This window comes from Flavobacterium praedii (assembly GCF_026810365.1).
In the GTDB taxonomy this organism is placed as follows: domain Bacteria; phylum Bacteroidota; class Bacteroidia; order Flavobacteriales; family Flavobacteriaceae; genus Flavobacterium; species Flavobacterium praedii.
This window is the reverse complement of the sequence record NZ_CP113948.1, coordinates 3,832,651-3,855,627: the sequence shown is the minus strand read 5'-3', so window position 1 is coordinate 3,855,627 and position 22,977 is coordinate 3,832,651. Positions and strand designations below refer to the sequence as shown.

Annotated in this window: 17 protein-coding genes and 1 tRNA gene; 8 read left to right on the top strand and 10 right to left on the bottom strand. The window is 34.2% G+C overall.

Going from position 1 to position 22,977, the window contains the following annotated elements; genetic code table 11:
* The first annotated feature begins 41 nt into the window (after positions 1 to 41).
* The 5 genes from OYT91_RS16275 to OYT91_RS16255 all read left to right on the top strand — a co-directional run bounded on the left by OYT91_RS16275 (position 42) and on the right by OYT91_RS16255 (position 5,157).
* Positions 42 to 1,112, top strand: coding sequence for an anhydro-N-acetylmuramic acid kinase (locus OYT91_RS16275; RefSeq protein WP_281238775.1), 1,071 nt, complete (start codon positions 42 to 44; stop codon positions 1,110 to 1,112).
* Positions 1,113 to 1,356: 244 nt separating this feature from the next.
* Positions 1,357 to 1,932, top strand: a complete 576-nt coding sequence (locus OYT91_RS16270; protein WP_269223876.1) for a chalcone isomerase family protein — start codon at positions 1,357 to 1,359, stop codon at positions 1,930 to 1,932.
* 170 nt (positions 1,933 to 2,102) lie between these two features.
* Positions 2,103 to 2,684 carry a chalcone isomerase family protein gene (locus OYT91_RS16265; protein WP_269223877.1) on the top strand — a complete coding sequence of 194 codons (582 nt, stop codon included), beginning with the start codon at positions 2,103 to 2,105 and terminating at the stop codon, positions 2,682 to 2,684.
* 168 nt (positions 2,685 to 2,852) lie between these two features.
* Positions 2,853 to 4,079, top strand: a complete 1,227-nt coding sequence (locus tag OYT91_RS16260; protein ID WP_281238774.1) for a Glu/Leu/Phe/Val dehydrogenase dimerization domain-containing protein — start codon at positions 2,853 to 2,855, stop codon at positions 4,077 to 4,079.
* Positions 4,080 to 4,248: 169 nt separating this feature from the next.
* Positions 4,249 to 5,157 carry an energy transducer TonB gene (locus tag OYT91_RS16255; protein ID WP_281238773.1) on the top strand — a complete coding sequence of 303 codons (909 nt, stop codon included), beginning with the start codon at positions 4,249 to 4,251 and terminating at the stop codon, positions 5,155 to 5,157.
* 152 nt (positions 5,158 to 5,309) lie between these two features.
* On the opposite strand, the gene OYT91_RS16250 is transcribed toward OYT91_RS16255, so the two are convergent.
* The 3 genes from OYT91_RS16250 to OYT91_RS16240 form a co-directional block, all read right to left on the bottom strand.
* Positions 5,310 to 6,467, bottom strand: coding sequence for a Gfo/Idh/MocA family protein (locus OYT91_RS16250; RefSeq protein WP_281238772.1), 1,158 nt, complete (start codon positions 6,465 to 6,467; stop codon positions 5,310 to 5,312).
* A 549-nt stretch (positions 6,468 to 7,016) separates the two neighbouring features.
* Positions 7,017 to 7,412, bottom strand: coding sequence for an ExbD/TolR family protein (locus OYT91_RS16245; RefSeq protein WP_281238771.1), 396 nt, complete (start codon positions 7,410 to 7,412; stop codon positions 7,017 to 7,019).
* Positions 7,413 to 7,415: 3 nt separating this feature from the next.
* On the bottom strand, positions 7,416 to 8,111 hold the full coding sequence (locus OYT91_RS16240; RefSeq protein WP_269223881.1) for a MotA/TolQ/ExbB proton channel family protein: 696 nt from the start codon (positions 8,109 to 8,111) through the stop codon (positions 7,416 to 7,418).
* 312 nt (positions 8,112 to 8,423) lie between these two features.
* On the opposite strand from OYT91_RS16240, the gene OYT91_RS16235 reads away from it, so the two are divergent.
* Positions 8,424 to 9,659, top strand: coding sequence for a bifunctional folylpolyglutamate synthase/dihydrofolate synthase (locus OYT91_RS16235; RefSeq protein WP_281238770.1), 1,236 nt, complete (start codon positions 8,424 to 8,426; stop codon positions 9,657 to 9,659).
* A 37-nt stretch (positions 9,660 to 9,696) separates the two neighbouring features.
* On the opposite strand, the gene OYT91_RS16230 is transcribed toward OYT91_RS16235, so the two are convergent.
* The 5 genes from OYT91_RS16230 to OYT91_RS16210 form a co-directional block, all read right to left on the bottom strand.
* Positions 9,697 to 10,674: an MlaD family protein gene (locus OYT91_RS16230; protein ID WP_281238769.1), complete on the bottom strand. Its 978-nt coding sequence runs from the start codon at positions 10,672 to 10,674 to the stop codon at positions 9,697 to 9,699.
* Between the two features lie 3 nt (positions 10,675 to 10,677).
* Positions 10,678 to 11,454, bottom strand: a complete 777-nt coding sequence (locus tag OYT91_RS16225) for an ABC transporter ATP-binding protein (protein WP_281238768.1) — start codon at positions 11,452 to 11,454, stop codon at positions 10,678 to 10,680.
* 2 nt (positions 11,455 to 11,456) lie between these two features.
* Positions 11,457 to 12,251 carry an MlaE family ABC transporter permease gene (locus OYT91_RS16220; protein WP_269223885.1) on the bottom strand — a complete coding sequence of 265 codons (795 nt, stop codon included), beginning with the start codon at positions 12,249 to 12,251 and terminating at the stop codon, positions 11,457 to 11,459.
* Between the two features lie 420 nt (positions 12,252 to 12,671).
* Positions 12,672 to 15,425: an AsmA family protein gene (locus OYT91_RS16215; protein ID WP_281238767.1), complete on the bottom strand. Its 2,754-nt coding sequence runs from the start codon at positions 15,423 to 15,425 to the stop codon at positions 12,672 to 12,674.
* A gap of 214 nt (positions 15,426 to 15,639) precedes the next feature.
* Positions 15,640 to 16,221 (bottom strand): MiaE family protein, encoded by a 582-nt coding sequence (locus OYT91_RS16210; RefSeq protein ID WP_269223887.1) that lies wholly within the window; start codon positions 16,219 to 16,221, stop codon positions 15,640 to 15,642.
* Between the two features lie 114 nt (positions 16,222 to 16,335).
* Here OYT91_RS16210 and OYT91_RS16205 point away from each other — a divergent pair, with 114 nt between their 5' ends.
* Together OYT91_RS16205 and OYT91_RS16200 are read left to right on the top strand one after the other, a co-directional pair.
* Positions 16,336 to 17,586 carry a glycosyltransferase gene (locus tag OYT91_RS16205; protein ID WP_281238766.1) on the top strand — a complete coding sequence of 417 codons (1,251 nt, stop codon included), beginning with the start codon at positions 16,336 to 16,338 and terminating at the stop codon, positions 17,584 to 17,586.
* Positions 17,587 to 17,908: 322 nt separating this feature from the next.
* Positions 17,909 to 17,986 (top strand) — tRNA-Val (locus OYT91_RS16200).
* Between the two features lie 51 nt (positions 17,987 to 18,037).
* Here OYT91_RS16200 and OYT91_RS16195 read toward each other — a convergent pair.
* Both OYT91_RS16195 and OYT91_RS16190 read right to left on the bottom strand, forming a co-directional pair.
* Positions 18,038 to 20,197, bottom strand: a complete 2,160-nt coding sequence (locus tag OYT91_RS16195) for a beta-glucosidase (RefSeq protein WP_281238765.1) — start codon at positions 20,195 to 20,197, stop codon at positions 18,038 to 18,040.
* Positions 20,198 to 20,292: 95 nt separating this feature from the next.
* The gene (locus tag OYT91_RS16190) at positions 20,293 to 22,512 is read right to left on the bottom strand and encodes a glycoside hydrolase family 3 N-terminal domain-containing protein (protein ID WP_281238764.1); all 2,220 of its coding nucleotides are present in this window, start codon (positions 22,510 to 22,512) and stop codon (positions 20,293 to 20,295) included.
* Positions 22,513 to 22,977: the final 465 nt, after the last annotated feature.

Genomic DNA, 22,977 nt, shown 5'->3' with positions numbered 1-22,977 from the left:
TTAATTATGAATTTTTCAATTTTGAATCGTAAATTTGGCCTATGAAAAAAGATTACTATAACGTTATCGGAGTGATGTCAGGAACTTCGCTTGATGGGGTCGATTTGGCTCATATTCAATTTGAAATAAAAAATGATAAATGGGCATTTAAAATCCTAGAATGCGAAACTATTTCTTACGATATAAATTGGATTTCGGTCTTAAAGACAGCTGTAGATTATACAAAAATTCAATTAGATGAATTAAACAAGAACTATACACAACTTTTAGCATCAATCATTTCAAATTTTATAGACAAACATTCTTTAAAAGATTTGGATGCTGTTTGCTCGCATGGACATACTATTTTACACCAACCCCAAAACGGATTTACACTTCAAATTGGTAATTTACCCGAAATAGCAAAATGGACTCATCAAAACGTTGTTTGCGATTTTAGAGTTCAAGATGTTCAATTAGGAGGCCAAGGAGCGCCCTTGGTCCCAATAGGTGATCGTATTTTATTTTCAGAATACGATTATTGCATGAATTTAGGAGGTTTTTCGAATGTATCATTTGAAGAAAATGAGCAAAGAATTGCTTTTGATATTTCACCAGTAAATACTGTTTTGAATTTTTACGCCAATCAATTGGGGCTAGAATATGATAATAAAGGAGAAATATCAAGAACAGGGAAATGCAATCCGATTTTACTTGCCAAATTGAATACATTAGATTTCTATCAAAAAAAATACCCAAAATCCTTGGGGTTTGAATTTGTTAAAGAAACCGTTTTACCAATAATTGAAAAACATAAAATTTCTATAGCCGACAAATTAAATACTTTTAGTGAGCATATAGCAATACAAATAGCTTTAGCATTGCCCAAAAAAGAAGGATCCTTATTCACAACTGGAGGTGGTGCCTATAATGATTTCTTAATAGAACGCATTCAAGCAAAACTTCCTGAAATGAATATTATCATTCCTCCTAAAAAAATTCTGGAATTCAAAGAAGCTTTAATTTTTGCCTTACTGGGTGTTTTGAAACTTCGTGGAGAAATTAACGCACTAAAAAGTGTAACTGGTGCCAAACAAGATCATAGTACTGGAGTTCTTTTTCTAAATAAATAAGAAAATTAGCTTCTAAAATCATAAAAGAACCATTAGTGTTTTCAAATTATTGTCCTTAAAATTCAAATTTGCGATAACAAACTCTTTTAAAGGTAAGTAATTATTTACCAGTACGTTGAAGTTTCATCCAAAAAACTATCTATTTCATTGTATTTTAGTTATATATCTAAAAAAAAACAATATTGCTTGTAATTTCTCTAAATTATAATATTATTTTTGCCCAAAAATAAAAATTCCATAATTTATGAAAAAAACATTATTAATAATTGCTATTGTTATTTCTGCCCTATTTTCTGAGGTAAATGCTCAAAAACAAATCGTGTTTGAAGGAGTAACAATACCAAGAACTATGACATTTGAAAATAAAACATTGCAACTTAATGGTGCTGGATCAAGATCAAAGATGTGGGTAGAAGTTTACATTCAAGCATTGTATTTGTCTATATTATCACAGAATCCAAAAGAAATTATAAATGACAATTTAGAAATGTCAATTCGAATTCAAATCACCTCTCCATTAGTTTCCTCCGGAAAATTAACTAGAGCCATAAATACAGGATTTGAAAAATCAGCTAAAGAAAAATTTAATGAGTTAAAGCCTAAAATGGAATTACTTAAAAGCTTTTTATCTGAGGAAATTACAAATGGCGATGTCTTTGAATTGACCTATAACCCTTCTGATAAATCTATTTGGGTCGTAAAAAACAAAGTATTCAAAGGAAAAGTGGAAGGCTTTGAATTCAAAAAAGTATTTTTCGGCATCTGGCTTGGAGACGAACCAGTTGATGAAGAGTTAAAAAATAGCTTATTAGGTATTTAACCCACCGTTTTTAAGTTCGCTTTTCCTCCTAATTTTTGAATAAAAACAACAATCGCATCCATTGGGACTAATGTAATTTATAACTAAAAATAAACTACATTTAAAATTCTTTCAATATTATTATTTTGGAAGGCATTCGAGTTAAATACTAAAAACTTAAAAAACACATTATGAAAAAAATTACTTTTACTTATTTATTTTTCGTTTCGGCAGTATTGACAAATGTATATGCTCAAAAACAAATTGTAGTTGAAGGAATAACATTGCCTAGAACTATTGAATTTGAAGGCAAAAATCTACAACTTAATGGATTTGGGACACGAACAAAAATGTGGACTGAAGTCTATTTACAAGCACTGTACCTGACTACTTTATCTGAAGATCCTAAAGAAATTATAAACAGTGATACCGATATGGCCATTCGTTTGCAAATCACATCATCACTAGTTACTTCAAAAAAATTAACTAAATCGCTTCAAAAAGGAATTATAAAATCAGTTGGAGAAGAAAATGTACCCAAATATCAATCGCAATTAGAATTATTAGAAAAACTATTGGGCCGTGAAGACACAAACGTCAATGATGGTTTTAACCTAATTTATTCCCCTTCTGACAAATCAATTTGGATATACAAAAACAATATTTTGGAGGGTAAGATTCCTGGGCTTGAGTTCAAGAAAGCATTTTTCGGGATTTGGCTTAGTGACAATCCAGTAGACGAAGATTTAAAAAATAGCCTTTTAGGAAAATAATTTTACTCCATAAAATTGGCAGTATAACCAAAAATGCTTTTGTATCTAACTAAGATATAAAAGCATTTTTTTATACCTAATATTCGAAGGCAAAAAAAAAAAATGACAAATACATATTTCTCATAAAACCTTTTTTATATTTGTCAAAAATAAACATATCACAACAATATGAAAGATTTATTGAAGAAATTCGAAAACAAAGCTCCTGAAATCATTTTCAATTGGAAAGACTCTGAAACCGAAGCTGAAGGCTGGACAGTGATAAACTCACTTCGTGGCGGTGCTGCTGGCGGAGGAACTCGCATGAGAAAAGGGCTTGATATGAATGAGGTTTTGTCTTTGGCAAAAACTATGGAAGTAAAATTTTCGGTTTCTGGTCCTGCAATTGGCGGAGCTAAATCTGGAATAAATTTTGATCCAACCGACCCACGTAAACAAGGGGTATTACAACGTTGGTACAAAGCTGTATCGCCTTTATTGAAAAGTTATTACGGAACTGGTGGTGATTTGAATGTCGATGAAATTCACGAAGTAATTCCAATGACTGAAGAATGCGGAGTTTGGCATCCACAAGAAGGTGTTTTTAACGGCCACTTCAAACCTACTGAAGCGGATAAGATTAATAGAATTGGGCAATTACGCCAAGGCGTTATTAAAGTAATTGAAAATCCTAAATTCTCACCTGATGTAACTCGAAAATACACCATCGCAGACATGATCACTGGATATGGCGTTGCAGAGGCCGTTCGTCATTATTATGATATTTATGGTGGTTCTGTAGTAGGTAAAAAAGCTATTGTTCAAGGTTTTGGAAATGTAGGTTCAGCTGCAGCCTTTTATTTGGCCGAAATGGGAGCCAAAATCATCGGAATTATTGACAGAGATGGGGGATTGATCAACGAAGAAGGATTTACTTTTGAGGAAATCAAAGAACTCTTTTTAGACAAATACGGAAACAAACTAATTGCCAAAAACATGATTCCTTTTGAAGAAATCAACGAAAAAATCTGGACAATTGGTGCCGAAATATTCACTCCTTGTGCTGCTTCTCGTTTGGTAACACAATCTCAAATTGATAGTTTAGTTGCCAATGGCCTTGAAGTAATCTCTTGCGGAGCAAACGTTCCATTTGCAGATACTGCTATTTTCTTTGGTCCAATAATGGAACAAGTGGACAGTAAAGTGAGTTTGATTCCAGATTTTATTTCTAACTGCGGAATGGCGCGAGTTTTTGCTTATTTCATGGAGAAAAAAGTACAAATGACGGATGAAGCAATCTTTAGAGATACCTCTGAAACGATCAAAAAAGCCATTGCAAAAGCCCATGACTTGAATAGTTCTAAGAAAAATATTAGTGCTACTGCTTTTGAAATTGCATTAAAGCAATTGACATAGCAGATCAATTCAAAATATTCAACACGGATTAGACCTCTTAAAAACGGTTTAATCCGTGTTTTTTTTTGTGCCCTTTCTGGGTTTAACTCTCATGTAGTTTTTTAGTCTTGACAATTTTTAGTACTTTTCAACGTTTTTACAAGTACACTTTTTTAATTCAAATTCCACAATGAGTTCTACACTTTCAAACGATCAAAAGAAATCATTAGTTCTATCCATACTCATTTATGCATCGGTATTGTTGCTGTTGTTTTTCATTCGCTTTTGGCCACCCTACAATCCAGAAAACAATGTAGCACTTGCTAGTGGAGGTGGTGGAGGTGGCGTTACCCTAAACTTTGGTGATAGCGATTTGGGATCCGGAAAAAATATGCAAAGCGAAGTGTTGAATGTACAAAACCAAGTCAAGCAAACTCCAGCCAAAAGTATTCCTGAAGAAGCTATTTTATCTCAAGAAAACAGCACCGAAGAAAGTGTAGTTATTCCGCAAAAAGAGAAACCTAAAAAAAATGAAGTTGTTGTCAAAGAAACTCCCAAACCCGAAGTGGTTAAACCCAAAGTTTCCAATTCTACCAACGATGCTTTGTCCAGCATTCTAAAAGGCTCCAAAAAAGGCGGTGACGGCGACGACAAAACCGCTGGCAACAAAGGAAAATCCAACGGCAGTTTGGCCGCAACTGGTTATTATGGCACAGGTGGATCTGGTGGCGGTACCGGCGGAGGCAATGGAACCGGAAACGGTATTGGCAATGGCAGCGGCTACGGTCCCGGAAGTGGCGGTGGCTCTGGTGGTGGAACAGGAGGCGGATCCGGCTATTCGCTCGGCAATAGAAAAGCACTCTCCAAGCCCGCTCCCAAATACACTTGCAATGAATCTGGAAAAGTAGTTGTAGAAGTTTCGGTAGATCGAAATGGGAATACTATAAATGCTGTTGCAGGTATAAAAGGCACAACCAATACTGCAAAATGCTTACTGGATCAAGCCCGAATTGCTGCTATGAACACCAAATGGGATGCCAGCTCTGATGCTCCCGAAAAGCAAGTAGGTAAGATTGTCTATAATTTCAATTTGAACTAAAACAAAAATTTGGAGCAGCACTTTTGCGTATTGCATCAGCAGTTCTCCCGCTATCATTCCAATCTTTTTTGAGCCGAATAAAAATCGGCTCAAAAAAGGATTTTCCCTTCTATCGGGGCTAGTTTACAGGTTTTCTTTTTCAGAAGATATTTTTACAGTATGGAAATTTTCTTTCCAGTATTGGCAGATTTATAAATTGCATTAATGATTTTTATATCCTTTAATCCTTCTTCTCCTGTAATGTGATTGGGTAATTTTTTGTTTTCTAACAGCACCTTACAAATTTCATCTATTTGTGTTTGTTGCTGGTTTATCACAGGAAATTTCAATTCTTTCTCTGAAGTTTTACCTTCAAATGGCCCATAACTCAAAGCTGGACTCAATTCAAAACTGCCCTCATCGGCCGATGCGTAAAACCTGTCAATATTGTAACCGCATGAAGTATTGCAGTTTGCCACCGCCCCACTCGGAAATTCCATTTGCCACGATATACTTTCCTCAGTCTCCGAAAATCTATTTTTATCATTCACAGTGCCAAATTGTGCCGTTATAGCAATTGGCTCTTCTCCTAAAACATAACGGCTCGCTTGTATGCAATAAATTCCTAAATCCATTAAAGGGCCACCGCCTGATAATTTCTTGTTTAGTCTCCATTCGTTACGGTCATTTTTGTCAACGATTGTTTTTTTATCAAGAGTATCATACGTTTTATAACCCAGTGACGCTTCTATAAAACGAACTTGACCAAAGACTTTTTCTTGTCCCAATCTTTTAATTTCCAAATGTGTTGGCTCGTAATGCAAACGGTAACCAATAGCCAATTGAACCTTGTTATCGTTACATGCTTTTATCATTTCTTCGCAATCAGCAACAGAAATGGCCATTGGTTTTTCTGTAATTACATTTTTGCCTGCTTTTGCAGCACGAATTACAAACTCTTTGTGCAAGCCATTTGGCAAAACAACGTACACTAAATCTATATCTTTGTTATTGATTATTTCGTCAAAATTTTGATAATTATAAATGTTCTTTTCGGGAATATTATATTGTTTTTTCCATTTTACAGCTTTTTCAGGCGTGCCTGTCACTATTCCTGCTAAATTGCAATATTCGGAAACTTCAATTCCTGCAGCCAACATAGCTGCGTAATTCCCTAACCCGCAAAGCGCTATATTTAACTTCTTTCCCGTATATGGTTTCTGAAACTTTTCTGACTGAGTTATGTATGAAGGAAGTGTTGTCATAACAACTGTTGCCCCAACCCCTAAACCAAATTTATTGACAAAAGACCGTCTTGAAATGTTTTTCATAAAATATACCTTTAAGTTAATTCTTAAATTTATTAGTATACTCTTTTAAAAAATGTTACGCTTTTGTTTTTTTTTAGATTATTACTTATAGTGATGGATAGGCGGCATGAATTTCCTAAAAGAATCCTAACAGGTCTCCAAAGACCTGTTAGGTATTTAATCTCGACTTAATAATAATCGAAATTATACCCAACAACCTGATTTCGATTAATACAATACTTATTTACAAATTAATTATGCCGGTTAATGTTCCTACAATGTCTTTTTCGAGACCTTGTAGGAATTCTATCATCAGTATTTATACCTACAAGGTTGAAAAAAACCTTGCAGGATATTCAATAAATAATAAATCATTGAATAATCGAACTCAGGTTAACAGATTAAAAAAAACTGTTAGAAGAATTAAACATCTCGTGTTTACATAATGCGCGTGAGGGATAGCGCCAAATTACCGAAGTAATGGCAATAGCCCGACCACAATAAAAAAAGGGGCAAATAACGACAACGTTAAATAGCCCCTTTTTTTATTGTGGTCACGCCCAACTAATGTTATTGTGGACTCGTGGCAATAACGAACTTTAAGTTGTTCTTCACCCCTATTTGCAGTACATCGACCAAATCCTGCACTTGTAAGTTGAACGGAATTCGAACAATTACCGTTTGGTCTTTTTGTGAATTCATTTTGGACATCAAAGTCGTTTCTAGTTCCTCAAAAGCAACAGGTTGTTTGTCAATATAGAATTTTTTGTCCTCAGTGACCGATAAACTGATGTATTGTTTGTTGGTTTTCTCGTTGGTTTTTGACTTTGGCAAGGTCATCTTAATCACATTCGGATTGGACAATGTAGAAATAATCAGGAAAAACAGCAACAAAAAAAACATAATGTCACTCAAGGAGGAAGTAGCCACTTCGGCGTGAAATCTTCTTTTTCTTTTGATTGACATGACTTATGCTTTTTGAATAATATTTACGAATTCCAATATTTGTTTTTGCACTTTTAGCGCATAATTATCAATCTTTCCATTCAACAAGTGGTAAGCACTGTAGGCAATAATTCCAACAATTAAGCCAGATCCACTACTGATCATTTTCTCGTACAAACCTCCTGAAATATTACCAATACTAATGTTCTCAGTTACAGAGATGCTGTAGAAAATCTTGATTACTCCAGAAATTGTACCGATAAAACCAAGCGTTGGTGCGATACCAGCAATCAGTCCTAGTTGTCCCAGATGTTGTTCCATTTGGGCAATTTCGATATCGGCTGCACGATCCATATTCGATTCTATTTCGGCAATGGGACGGCCAATTAATAAAATTCCTTCTTTGATAACATTTCCAGAAGCTGTATTGGTTCGCTCAGTAATGGAACGGGCCAAATCGAAATTGCCTGCTGTTAGGTGATCGCGTACATCGCGCATCAAAAGCGGGTCGACTTTGGAAACTTTATTAATGAACAAATACCGTTCTATAATAACATAAAAAGTATAAAATAATAAAATTGCGATGGGAATTAAAAAAAATCCTCCTTTTAGAATGAAACCTAAAACAGAGATTTCGGTATTAGGTGCTATTTTTTCGATAACAACATTAGACGCAGCATTGGCTAGAGTATCAGCTTGTAATTGTATAAAACTAAACATATATTATTTTGAGTTTAAAAGGAACGGTGAAGAAATAAATGGTACAGAATTGGCGATGTTATTTTGTTCTTTTACAAGGCACAAATTATTTTAATAGTTGGGCTATTAAAATAATTTGTAACGAAGAAAAAAGGCAAAAGAGCAAGTCAAAATGTATCAGTTATTTTTTCACAGTTCCTGGTCATTAATTCTAAAAAATATTTCAATTTTGCAGTAAGAAACTAAAAAAATACAACTGATCTATTTTCACTGTAATATTAAACTAAAAAAAACGAAAATTATTTCAATTTACAACTATTTTATCAAAAAATAATGAACTATCAAGAAACCACAAACTGGATGTTTAATCAACTTCCAATGTATCAATTGCAAGGGGCTTCGGCTTATAAAAAAGACTTGACCAATGTTAATATACTGGCGGATCATCTTGATAATCCTCAACATAAATTAAAATGCATACACGTTGCTGGCACAAATGGTAAAGGTTCGACTTCACACATGCTCGCCTCAATCCTTCAAGAAGCGGGATACAAAGTGGGATTATATACTTCTCCTCACTTAAAAGACTTTCGAGAACGCATCAAGATTAATGGCACTGAAATTTCCGAAGATTTTGTTTGTGAATTCATTGAGAAACACAAATCCTTTTTTGAAGAAAACGACATGAGTTTCTTTGAAATGTCAGTTGGATTGGCTTTTGACTATTTTGCAAAAGAAAAAATAGACATTGCCGTTATCGAAGTGGGATTGGGCGGAAGATTGGATGCAACAAACATTATCACGCCATTGGTTTCGGTAATTACTAATATAGGAATCGATCATGTTCAATTTTTGGGTAACACATTAGAATCTATTGCAACCGAAAAAGCAGGAATCATCAAACCTCAAATTCCTGTTGTTATTGGTGAATATACTGCTGAAACCCAAACTGTTTTTTTGGATAAAGCTTCAGCAAATAAAGCAGAAATTTATTTTGCTTCTGATTTGATTTCAGAAACCTTTCCTTCTGATTTACTCGGAGATTATCAAAATCATAATAAAAAAACGGTTATTCAAACCATCACAATTTTAAACGAGCAAACCGATTTTAAAGTGAGTTCCGAAAACCTAAAATCAGGTTTAATGCATGTAGTCAGAAACACCGGATTACTTGGACGATGGCAACAATTGGGTGAAAATCCCAAAGTGATTTGCGATACGGCTCACAACAAAAATGGTCTCGAAATAGTGTTGAATCAAATACAAAAGGAGACTTTTGACCATTTACATATTGTGTTGGGAGTTGTCAATGATAAAGAACTGGACGAAGTATTGCCGCTCTTCCCTAAAAATGCAACATATTATTTTTGCAAACCTAATATTCCACGCGGTTTGGATGCTGTTTCATTACAAGAAAATGCTTTGCGATTTTCATTAGTTGGAAATGTATATGAATCGGTAAATGAAGCATTCAACACAGCTCAAAAAAATGCTTCGAAAAACGATTTTATCTATGTAGGCGGAAGCACCTTTGTTGTTGCTGAATTGCCATTAAACAGTAAAAGTTAAATTATTTATTAAACTCAAAGTTCCTTGTACGTATTTCCTATTTTTGAGAAGCGGCTTTTTTAGCCTTTTTTTCTTTGTCTTTAAAATAACTTCTCAATAAAAAACTGCCTTGGGCGGCTTTGAGATCTTCGTCTAATTTTTCGGAACTGGTCTTTAAATTCTCTATCGTTTTTTTCAAATTTGCCCCAGATTCTTCATCATGCAATAAAACGCCTATTGTTGAATTGGGATTACTACTGGCTACTTTGAGATTTTCAACAAAAACATTGGCCGTTTTGGTCATTTTTTCTAATTCCGAAACCGATTTTTTAATCGAATTAAAAACAATTGTATCCGAAACTAAATCATTTGCAAGTGTTCCTTTTCTGTTTAATTTTGTGCTATACTCATTAAGGGAAGCGATTAATTTATCTGCTTTTACAGAAGCATTGTTAAGTGACAAGGCTACCGAATTAATATTATCATACAAAACATTGTCATTTAGCAATTTCCCGACAGTGCCCTCATTTGTTGTTAGCTTGTGACTTATTTTTTTAAAATCAGTAGTTATCGCCAGAAGGTTTTCATTATTTTTCTGCAAAGCAATCATCATATTCTCTGTAGAATACGTACTACCAACTCGCAAAGTATCTCCATCCATCACTGATTGGGAATTTTCTGTACCTCCGTAAATTATCACAACTTTGTTTCCAATAAGACCATCCGTTCCTATTTTGGCTTTAGCATCTTTCACAATAAACTGTTGTGCCGTGTTTTCAATATCTAAAGTTACCCAAACATTTCTATTTTTACTAATTCGAATACTTTTTACCTTTCCTATTTTTACTCCTGAAAGCCAAACATTGGCTCCAGTTTGCAGTCCATTTACCTCATCAAAAACAGAAACCAATTGCATTTTTTTCTTGAAGGTTTCGTGAAGATTTCCCACCATCAGAATACCTCCAAATAAAAATAGCATTCCTATAAAAATAAATAGACCTACATACAGCCCACGCTTATTTGATGATTCGTTCATGGTTTAAAGTGTAAAATTATAAGAGTAAAATTTTTTTATTTGTTCATCATTAGTATTAAAAACATCTTCAAATGTTCCAACTTTCAAAAAGGTTCCGTCAATTAACATAGCAATGCGTCCGCAAGTATTTTTTGCACAAGTGAGATCATGTGTAATAATAATAGAACTTGTTTTATACTGCTGTTGAACATTAACAATAAGGGCATTAATTTCAGCGCAAGTGACAGGATCCAAACCAGCGGTTGGTTCATCGTACAACATTATTTCGGGTTTCAGAATTAACGTTCGAGCAATACCCAATCTCTTTCGTTGCCCACCAGATAGCTCTTCAGGATTTCTTTCAATTTTGTCAATTAAGCCAACTGCGTCTAGTGCTTCTTCAACAGCATCACTCACTTGTTTTCGGCTAAGATGTTTTACATTCATAGTCAATGGAAACGATAAATTATCATACACACTCATGCCATCATATAAAGCACTATTTTGGAATGAAAATCCCATACGTAAACGCAATTCATCCAATTGTTTCGGTTTTAATTGATTCAATTGTTTACCCAACATTGTTATATTTCCCTTATCTGGTTTTAATAGCCCTGCCAAAATTTTAATCAAAACCGATTTTCCAGAACCAGATTTACCCAGTACTGCTAAATTTTCACCTTTTTGAACCGTCAAATCCACTCCTTTCAAAACCTCTAATTCACCAAAGGACTTATACAATCCTTCTATTTTTATGACCGTTTCTTCTGGATTGGCTAATTGAATTTTCTCTTTTTCCATAATTAAAAGTATCTAATCCAATTCACAATTTGTACTATTATGACCTCTTCCAGAAAGATCAAAAATATCGAAAGTATTACGGCTTGATTGGTTGCTTTACCAACACCTCTCGTTCCGTGTGTTGCGAAAAAACCTTTGTAACTACTAACAATCCCAATCGTAAATCCATAGACCAAAGCTTTTGTAAGCGACGAAAAAACATCTAGAAAAGAAATGTTTGCAAAAGCATCATGATAAAACACCTGCAAGCTTGTCGCTTCCTCATTCGAAACGTTATAATACGATCCAACCAAGCCTACAAAACTACAGTAAAAAGAAAGTATGGGAATAGAGATGGTGGTTGCCATAACTCTGGTAACCACAAGATATTTAAAAGGATTAATTGCCGACACTTCCATGGCATCAATTTGCTCGGTTACTTTCATGGATCCCAATTCAGCACTAATACTGGAGCCTACTTTTCCAGCACAAATCAATGAGGTTACCAATGGGCCAAGAGCTCTCATTATTGCAATTCCCATTAATGACGGAAGCCAAGACACCGCTCCAAAACTTTCTAAAGAAGGTCGCGATTGTTTTGTAAAAACAACTCCAACGATAAAACCAGTAAGTGTTATTAATGAAAGTGATTTTAAACCAATCTCGAAGCATTGATTAATAATTTCTCGAAAATGAAAAGGTGAAGTAAAAGCTTCTTTAAAAAAACGGACAACGAACCGGTAACCATTGTAAACACCCTCAAAATAAGAATCAATTTCTTTTGAAAATAAATATTTTTTACGTTCTACAGTATTCATATTTTCGTTTTTATATTTAATTTCAAAGTTTACTTTTCGCTTTATTCATAAAACAAACGTATTGATTACCAATACAAAAGACTCAGAAATATTTATAAATTTACAAAAAAAAGCGGCATAAATTCGAGCGTTTCTTATGTAATTCACTGATAATAAAAAAGGTACTGATTCAACCAAAATTTAATTACTCAAATAAGAGAAACACCATTACAGCTAATGCCTTTTTTGACAAATAAATATAAAAAAAACGGAGTTAGAAATTTCATATATTTCTAACTCCGTAATATTGATAAAAGCCGAAGAAACCTTATTAAAACGTACTTTCAATTAAAGTCAAATTTTTCATATGTTAAAAAATTGACTTTATATATTCCCCTTTTTTATAATGATCACAAAATGGAAACTATATCGAAATCTGATTTATTCTACATCTTGAGTCTCCTCAATTTCATCGCCTTTTCTACCCACTTTCACTTTTGGATTGTCTTTAGTTCCTGTAACTGTTAAAGGAATTCCAATAATTCCCAATGGCGGTAATCCTAATCTCATTTTTATATTCAACTTTCCATCCAGACTGGACGTTCCTTCTATTCTTGGTCTGAAACCTGCAAATTTAAATTTAAACCTTTCTATAGTAATAACATTGTTTTTTACAGTTGTTTTGATATCGACTTTAGACAACTCCGGATTTTTAATGGCTTCATGATCCGTAGTTTTACTCACAGCATTAAACATTTTCATCCCTTTTAGTTTTACATCTTTTATAGAGAGAATACCTCCGCCAATTAAAGAAGGGTAAACAGGCATCATATCTTGATTTAGCCTTCCTTTTATTTTGTAATCTAAAGAGATAATTCCCTCAGCATTTTCAGCAGCACTAGCCATTTCCCTGAACATTTTTACTTCTTTGTAGGCTCTTTTGACATCAAAATCAGTAGCTTTTATACTGTATTCAAAAACGGCTTTTTTAGGAGTAATTCCTTGATAAGCGGCATTCATAGCGACATTACAACCAATTAAATTGAATCCTGTATTTTGCATTAGCATTTTACCGCCTTTCATTTTTATAGCCCCTTTTCCATCTTGTAAATTCAATCCTTGGTAATTGATTTTGTGTGCCGTAGCATAAAATTGCAAATCAAAATTGGATGGGATAAGAATTACGCCTGTTTCTTGAGCTGTTGTTTGTGGTGCATTATTGGGAACGGTTGTTGTTGAAGGAGTTGAAACTTTAGCAGTACTCGACATGAATTCATCTACATTGATGTATTTTGAATTTAAAGTAAATGACCCTCTCAAAACTCCTTTTTTGGGAGACAAAAAATTAAAAACATTTTGCAAATACCCATTCAATTTAAAATCGGACTGTCCATAAGACGCCAAAAAGGTATTGAAAGCCATTTTATCCTGATTGAATCTAAAGATCCCTTCTTTAATCAACATTGATTTTGGCAGGTACTCCGTTGCCACATTAATATTTCTAAGTTCAAGCGTTCCTTTATTTTGCAAACGGCTGTAATTTCCTTTTTCGGCATCACTTTGAATTCCTTTTAAAGCCAAATCTGCTTTAATAAAACCGTCTACATCCAATCCTTTTTGCGAAAACACCTTGTAGATTTTACTAATATTCAATGTCCCTTTGGCTTTGATATCATAATTCAAATCATCAAAATTTTTCAAATCGGCTTCGACCAAAAAAGGTTCGCCTTCAAAAGTAAAAGTTGCTGGTTTTAAAACTACCGAAAGACCATCATAAGTTCCTTTTTGATTGTTTATTTTTGAATTAATATTGATATTGGTTATTGGATTTGGGTAATATGGCGTTTTTACAAAACCATTATTCAAATTCAATCTTCCGTTAGTATTTGGAAAAAGCCCATGCTTTTGGTCGTATTTCCCTTTGGCTTTTACATCGGCAATTAGCATTCCTTTTAATTCAATATCAGAAATTCCTAAAGCACGATTCAGTTTCTCTAAATCAATGTTGGAATTCAAAACCAAATCAACCACAGGAGTGGTCAACCCATTCATTTTTAATTGCGTTTTTAATTGATTTTTTTCAACGTTTAAAGAAATGTTCCTAGCATTCAAATCTAACAGTTCTGGATTTAATGAAGCCACTTTGGTACTGATATCCATATTCAAATTGGAAACCGGAAAAGCACTTTTTTTATAATTTACAAATCCATCTTTTAACTTAAAATCCAAACTCAAATCGGGAGCTATGTTTTGCGAAGCAATATATTTACCTTTAAGAGTAAAAAGCAAATCGACATTCCCTTTTAATTCTGTGTCTTTGAGCCAAGTAATGTATTTTGGAGGAAATGCAGTGAAGAGATCATATAAATTACTTTTGTTTGATTTTATTTTAAAATCAATGTCATAACCATCCTTTAAAAAATCAAATTTACCTGTAAAATCTACTAGAAGTTTATTGATAAAAAGATCATTTTGTTCAAAAACAAATGATAGCGAATTCGTATTTATTTTGGTAATCAAATCCCCATCCACTTTTTTGTTCATTAAGTAGGGTTCATTTTCATAAATAATATTCAGCTTTTCAATTTTAGCCTTCGAGTGCAGTGCAAAAATGGCTTGACTCAAATCACCATTCCCTAAATAATTAAAACCTATAGCATCGATATGAACTTTGGTAGATTGATCATCATAAACAATTTTACTGTTATTAATTTCAATTGCTTCTAATTTCAATCCTGTTTCTGTTTTTTCTTTTGGAGTTGATTCTTTCTCGGATATGTAGACATTATAATTAGCTTCACCGTTTTGGTTCACTTTTACATTAATCAACGAATTAGAAAGGAAAATTTCATCAATTTTTATTGTTTCACCAAAAATAAGGCTGGTCACATTGATTCCAAAAGCAACTTCTTTTGCCGTCACTAATTTCTCATTTTGAAAAGGGGCAGATCCATTGAGAGTAAAATCATTTAAAGTTAAAGTCAAGGAAGGAAAATGACTAAAAAAGGAAACATTGGCATCTGTGTAATTCAATTCTCCATTCAACTTTTCGTTAGCTGTTTTTTTTACTTGTTCCTTTATTTTATCTGCAAACAAATAAGGCGCAATAAACATTAAGGCTAAAATAGTCACAAGAGAAATTCCTGTATATTTTAAAAATTTAAAAAAAACTGATTTGTAGTTGACTGTAGCCATATTGGATATGAATTAGTTGAGAAATTATGCCTTGAATTTTAAAAAATAGAACACTATTAAAATTTTAATTATAATCTAAAAAAGGAACTACATATAAAGTTATTTTAGACCTATAACCTTTGTCAAAGTTTTAAACTTTGACAAAGGTGCTAAACAAAATTCTATGAGTTTATAATTTTTGACTTACCATTAAATTTTCAGCAAAGCAAAAACATTAACCGTGAACAGTTTCTTTTTTACCATAATTGATAATAATCGAGGTTTCATACTCAATCCATTCTTGCCAACGTTTATCGACATCAAAATTGTCTACATATTTTCTGGCAAAGCCAAGAAAAGTAGTATAATGTCCTGCTTCAGAAATCATTAAATCACGGTAGAATTTAGCCAGTTCCGGGTCTTTTATATTTTCAGAAAGTAACTTGAATCGTTCACAACTACGGGCTTCGATCATTGCCGAAAATAATAATCGATCTACTAAAGCGTCTTTACGGCTACCGTCTTTTTTCATGAATTTAAAAAGCTCATTTACATAATGATCCTTGCGTTCCCTTCCCAAAGTCAAACCTCTCCTTTTTATCAAATCATGTACCAATTGTAAATGGTCCAATTCTTCTTTTGCAATAACCAATAGTTCTGTTACCAACTCTTCCAACTCTGAATTATACGTAATCAAACTTATAGCATTGGAAGCCGCTTTTTGTTCGCACCATGCGTGATCCGTCAATATTTCTTCGATATTACTTTCTACAATATTTACCCATCGTGGGTCTGTAACTAATTTTAATCCAAGCATAACAGGTGATTTTTCTTTCTGCAAAATTAGTGTTTTATTAGCAAATTTCTATTTAAAATAATGCTTTAACCATCTAAATTGCATTATTTTGCATCTAAAAATTTGATAAGTAATATGTCTCAAATCCAAAAGCTTTTAATAATTGGTACTGTATGGCCCGAACCTGATTCTTCGGCAGCGGGTGGACGGATGCTTCAATTAATAACTTTGTTTCAACAACAAGGTTTTGAAATCGTATTTGCAAGTCCTGCTTTGGATAGTGATTACATGGTTGATTTAGCTACATTAAATATAACCAAAAAATCTATTGTTTTGAATTGTTCTAGTTTTGATATTTTTGTCAAAGAACTAAATCCGAAAATTGTACTCTTTGACCGATTCATGATGGAAGAGCAATTTGGATGGCGCGTTGCCGAAAATTGCCCTGATGCCTTACGAATATTAGATACTGAAGATATGCATTCTCTAAGATTAGCTAGGCAAAAAGCCTTTAAGGAAAAACGCATATTCGAAGTTGAAGATTTACTAAAAGAAGATGTTGCCAAAAGAGAAATAGCTAGTATTTTAAGAAGTGATTTGTCTTTAATGATATCCGAATTTGAAATGGATTTATTGAAAACGACTTTTAAAATTGACGAAAAACTATTGTATTATTTGCCTTTTTTATTAGAACCAATTTCAGAAACCACTTTTCATGAACTTCCTTCTTTCAACCAAAGAAATAACTTTATTTTCATAGGCAACTTCCTCCACGAACCCAACTGGAACGCTGTTCAATATTTAAAAGAAACCATTTGGCCGCAACTGAGAAAACAACTACCCGGAGTTGAACTTCATATTTATGGTGCCTATCCTTCGCAAAAAGTAATGCAATTGCATCAGCCAAAGGAAGGTTTTTACATCAAAGGCCGGGCGACTGACGCTAATGAAGTAGTTCAAAATGCAAGAATAGTTTTGGCCCCGTTGCGTTTTGGCGCTGGTATCAAAGGAAAATTAATCGAAGCCATGCAATGCGGCACTCCAAGTATAACAACCCTTATTGGAGCTGAATCAATGCACGGACATTTGCCTTGGAGCGGTTTTGTAACCAATGATATTCCCGAATTTATTAAAGCTTCAATACAATTGTACCAAGATGAAAAATTATGGCACAAAGCTCAAGAAAACGGAATATCCATTATCAATCAGCGGTATTCAAGGGATTTGTTTGAAAAAGATTTTATTTCCAAAATTCAATTCTTGAGTTCCAACTTAACCAAACATCGTTTGGATAATTTCTTGGGGACTTTATTACAGCATCACACTTTAAACAGTACAAAATACATGTCCCGTTGGATCGAAGCTAAAAATAGCAAAAAAGAGTAAGTCGAAGTTCTCAGTCACAGTTTTTAATGTTCCCTATAGACATTTTGTTTTTTTTGGATCCCAATATGTATAAATCAGAACTTCTTTATCTTTATCTTTATTTTTATCCTAGTTATTCTTAAAAAAATGATGTTTTTTGTTTGGAGCGGAGTATAAAACTATTTTTATTGCAAATTTTTTAATTTTTAAATCACTAAATATTAGCCAACTGAATATTTTAAAAAAATAAAAAGCAAAATTTATTTAAAAATGTTTTGCATAAACGAAAAACTAGCCTATATTTGCACTCGCAATCACAAAACGATAGCAGCCTAGTAAAATAGGGCGATTAGCTCAGCTGGTTCAGAGCACCTCGTTTACACCGAGGGGGTCGGGGGTTCGAACCCCTCATCGCCCACCAAGAAACTCCTTAAGAAATTAAGGAGTTTTTTTTTTGCTGCAAAACACAATATCAATTAACACGAACACTTACAGAACCCACGATATCTTTTACCGAAGTTCCTAAATGAAGTACAAATTCACCTGACTCAACTTTCCAACTTGAAGTTTTTTCGTCGTAAAAAGCTAAATCCTTTACATTTACTTTGAGTTCTACCGTTTTTTCCTCACCTGCTTTTAAGAATACTTTTTGAAAAGCTTTCAACTCTTTTTTAGGTCTTAAAACTGAACTTAGTGTTTGACTTGCGTACAATTGAACCACCTCAGCTCCATCTGATTTTCCACTATTTTTGATGGCGCATTTTACAGTTATAACCTCATTTTGATTAAACTCTTTTTTATCAGCAGTAATATTTGCTATATTGAAATTGGTATAAGACAATCCAAATCCAAATGGGTATAGCGATTCAATTCCTTTGGTATCAAACCATCTGTAACCTACAAAAATATCTTCTTCATAATTTACTTTTAAATTTCTACCAGGATAATTACCCAATGCATGATCTGGCATTTGATTGATAGAAATAGGCAAAGTAATTGGTAATTTCCCAGATGGAAATTCTTTTCCGCTTAAGACATCCACAACAGCATTTCCGGCTTCCATTCCACCATACCATGCCCAAACTATTGATGGAACTCTACTTTGAATTCCTGACAATTCTAATGGAGAACCTGCAATAATTACAACAATAGTTTTAGGATTAACTTTTGCCACTTCATGAATCAAAGTTTCTTGCCCATAAGGTAAACGCATGTGAACTCTATCAAATGATTCCGAATCAAAATCGTGATTCAATCCTGCAAAAATAATAGCCACATCCGATTTTTTGGCTTGTTCTACCGCTTCATCAATCAATTTCCAATCTACAAAATCGGTGTTTAATTGTCCTTTGTTGCTTCCTTCACCAGGAGAGGATTGTTTATTATATCCTTGTGCATAATTAATTTGCAATTGTTTGCCAAACTTTGTTGTAATTGCTTCAAGCGGCGTGATTTCATACAAAGGCTTTATTTCAGAACTCAATCCGCCACTACAATGTTTTCTTGTCGCGTTATCACCAATTATAGCAACCGATTTTACAGCATTCATCTGCAAAGGCAATACATTGTTTTCGTTTTTCAAAAGCACTATAGACTCTACTGCAGATTGATAAGCTACTTGTTGGTGCTCTTTTGTGTTTATATTCCCTTTTTCTCTAGTTTCAGGATCTAATACTTTTGTTTTGATCATTACCCTAAGAATATTGGCTACTTTTTCATTCACTAAACTTTCTTTTAATCGGCCTTGCTCAACAGATTTAATTAAGGGGTCGGCAAAAAACCAATCATTATAATTTGTTTTTTCAGTCCCCATTTCAAGATCAAGACCTGCCAAAGCTGCATTTTCTGTACTATGAACGGCATTCCAATCAGACATTAAGACACCATCAAATTTATAGGAGTCCCGTAAAATAGTTCTTCCGAGTAGTATATTCTCTGTACAAAATTCTCCTCGAAATTTATTATAAGCAGCCATAACCGTCAATACATGACCATCCATAACTGCAGCTTTAAACCCTGGCAAGTAAATTTCATGCAAGGCTCTGTCGCTCATTGTTACGTCAATTGAAAACCGATTGTCTTCTTGATTGTTTGCAGCATAATGTTTTACACTTGCTGCCACATCTTTACTTTGCAAAGCTTTTATATAACTCACGGCAAATTGTGATATTAAATAAGGATCTTCACTTAAATACTCGAAGTTTCTACCACATAGCGGACTACGAATGATATTTATTCCAGGTCCAAGCAATACGTCTTTTTTTCGAAAACGAGCTTCTTCCCCTAATACATACCCTCTTTTGGTAGCCAAATCTAAATTCCATGTTGCCGCCATTGCTGTACCCGGAGGGAAACAAGTCACAGCATCATCAGTTCGACCCGCATAATTCCAATTGTCTCTATTCATTTCAGCCCTTACCCCATGTGGTCCATCAGACAAAGCCCATTCCGGAATGCCTAATCTTTTTATTTCAGAAACATAAAATTTGGAATTCCCGTGTAACAAACTGACTTTTTCTTTCAAAGTCATCTTTTTTATCAAACCTTGTATTCTTTTTTCTGTTGCAACATCTGTTTGAGAAAATGCAGTGGTGCAAATTATCAAAGCCATAATTAGTATGGATTTTTTCATATTCATCATATTAAATTTTAATTCATTTTTATTTTTAACAAAACTTAAGTTTAATATAGGTTTGATCCAAACACCTGAAAACTATACGTTAATTATCATTTTACTAATTCAAAACTATCTCTCAAACGAATATCTACTGAAGACGACCCAATCATCAGATCAAAATCACCTGGTTCCGAAACAAATTCCAATGCATTGTTATAAAACGACAGCTTTTGATTGTCAATCGTAAACTGAATGGTTTTGGTCTCTCCGCGATTCAAACTTATCTTTTGAAAATCTTTCAGCTCGATTATCGGGCGTACCACCGAACCCACTTTATCTCTCAAATACAGCTGAACCACTTCTTCCCCTTTCATGCTTCCCGCATTTTTTATGTTCATCGAAACCGTAATGGATTCACTGTTCTTCATTGTTTTTTTAGACAATTTCAAATCCGAATATTCAAAAGTCGTATAACTCAATCCGTATCCAAACGGAAATTTCGGGGAATTGGGCAAATCAATATAGGCGGATTTATACACTTTATCTTCATTAATAGAAGGCCTTCCTGTATTGAAATGGTTGTAATAAATAGGAATCTGTCCTTCGGTTCTTGGGAATGACATTGGTAATTTTCCTGAAGGATTATAATCCCCAAAAAGCACATCGGCAATGGCATTGCCTGCTTCAGAGCCCAGCCACCAAGTGTACACAATGGTTGGCATATTATCGGCAATCCAATCAAAAACAAGAGGTCTTCCCGCATTAATCAAAATCACTATTGGCTTACCCGTTTTTTGAAGTTCTTTGATCAAATCTTCCTGAACTCCGGGTAACTGCAGGTTGCTTTTACTCTTGGCTTCACCGCTTTTGTTGAAGTTTTCTCCAATACTCAAAATGATCACCTCGGCTTGGCTAGCAACCAACAAAGCATCTGCAAAACCGTCTTTGCTTTTGTCCTCGACTCCACAACCTTTGGCATACAAAATTTTGGTTCTTTTGCCCACTTTGTTCTCCAAGCCTTCCCATTGCGAAACAATGTAAGTCGAATCGACATCCTTTAAATCCACAGCCCAAAATCCGTGATTGTCTCTTTTGGATTTTACCATTGGCCCGATAAACGCTATCGTTTTAAATCCTTTGGAAAGTGGCAAAACATCTCTTTCATTTTTCAATAGAACAATACTTTTGGCTGCAATTTCTCTGGCTGCCTTGGTATGCTCAGGATTATTCAGTTCTCTTTGCTCCCTTTCTGGATTGCAAAATTTATAGGGATCATCAAACAATCCCAATTCAAATTTCTTTTGCAAAATTCTTTTTACAGCATCATCAATTAAGGCTACTGGAACTTTATTTTCTTTTACCAATTGTTCCAAATGATAACGGTAGGCATTGCTTTCCATATCCATATCACTTCCGGCAGTTATCGAGGCAAGAGCCGCTTCTTTGTTGTCTTTTACATACCCGTGATTCACCATTTCACCTATCGAACCCCAATCGGAAACCACAAAACCTTGGAAATTCCATTTTCCTTTTAAAATATCTCTCAATAAATAAGTATTTCCACTCGCTGGTATTCCGTTAAGGTCGTTGAATGAATTCATAAAAGTAGCTGCGCCCGCATCTAGAGCGGCTTTGAAAGGAGGTAAATAGGTTTCCCAAAGCATTCTGTTGCTCATATCGACCGAGTTGTAATCGCGTCCGCCAACCGCTGCTCCATAGGCCGCGAAATGTTTGACACAAGCCATAACCGAATTCACATCGCCCAAGTTGCCTTGAAATCCTTTGACTCTGGCATACGCAATTTTGGACCCCAAATAGGTATCTTCTCCTGCGCCTTCCATCACTCTGCCCCATCGCGGGTCGCGGGAAATATCCACCATGGGAGCAAATGTCCAGTGAATTCCACAGGCAGCTGCTTCGGTCGCCGCTATTCTGGCCGAAAGTTCAATCGCCGTCAAATCCCAGCTTGCCGCTTCAGCCAGCGGAATAGGGAAAGTCGTTTTGTATCCATGAATTACATCGAGACCAAAAAGCAACGGAATTTTCAATCGGGATTGCATGGCCAAATCTTGATATTGCCGCGTGTATTTGGTACCCATTATATTCAACATCGAACCAATTAGCCCTTTTTTGATTTCGCTTTTCTTATTGGAATTAATGGTAATGGGACCAGTAGCGGCATTGTCTCCTGTGTATTGGTTGAGTTGTCCAATTTTCTCTTCGAGGGTCATTTTCTTTAGCAAAGTTTCCACTTTTTGATCTATCGTTTGTTGCTGCGAAAAGGCAAAAACCGAAAGGAATAGTAGTGCTAATGTTATTGTTTTCTTCATTATAAATTTTTTATATGCAATTAGCCAAATCGCTATTTTGATTTAGCTCATTTTTTAAATTCTAAAAAATTAAGATTAAAATTTCCTCTTTCAAATTGAACGTGAATTGTATTAATTTCTTGTTTAAAAACTATATTTTTGAGTGTAACGTATTAGCAAATAAATAGAAGCTTTTTTGTCGCAACACCTCAACTTTGATTTTGCATTTGCTCCCAGAGTGATGGTTATAAAGCATCGTAATTAGATATTGCAGCATCTTTTCTAGGTCTCCGGGAGTTTTATACAAGTATGATATTAGATATAACCCGTTGGGTGAAATTAATTTTTACCACATTGAAAAATAGAATTTATAGTTTTTAAAAGAAAGAAACAAATAGCCGTTTTACTATTCACATAGCTATTCTATGTGTGAAATAGTGCTATTTCTATTTATTCTTTCCCTTTTAAGTACTAATCTATGATTCT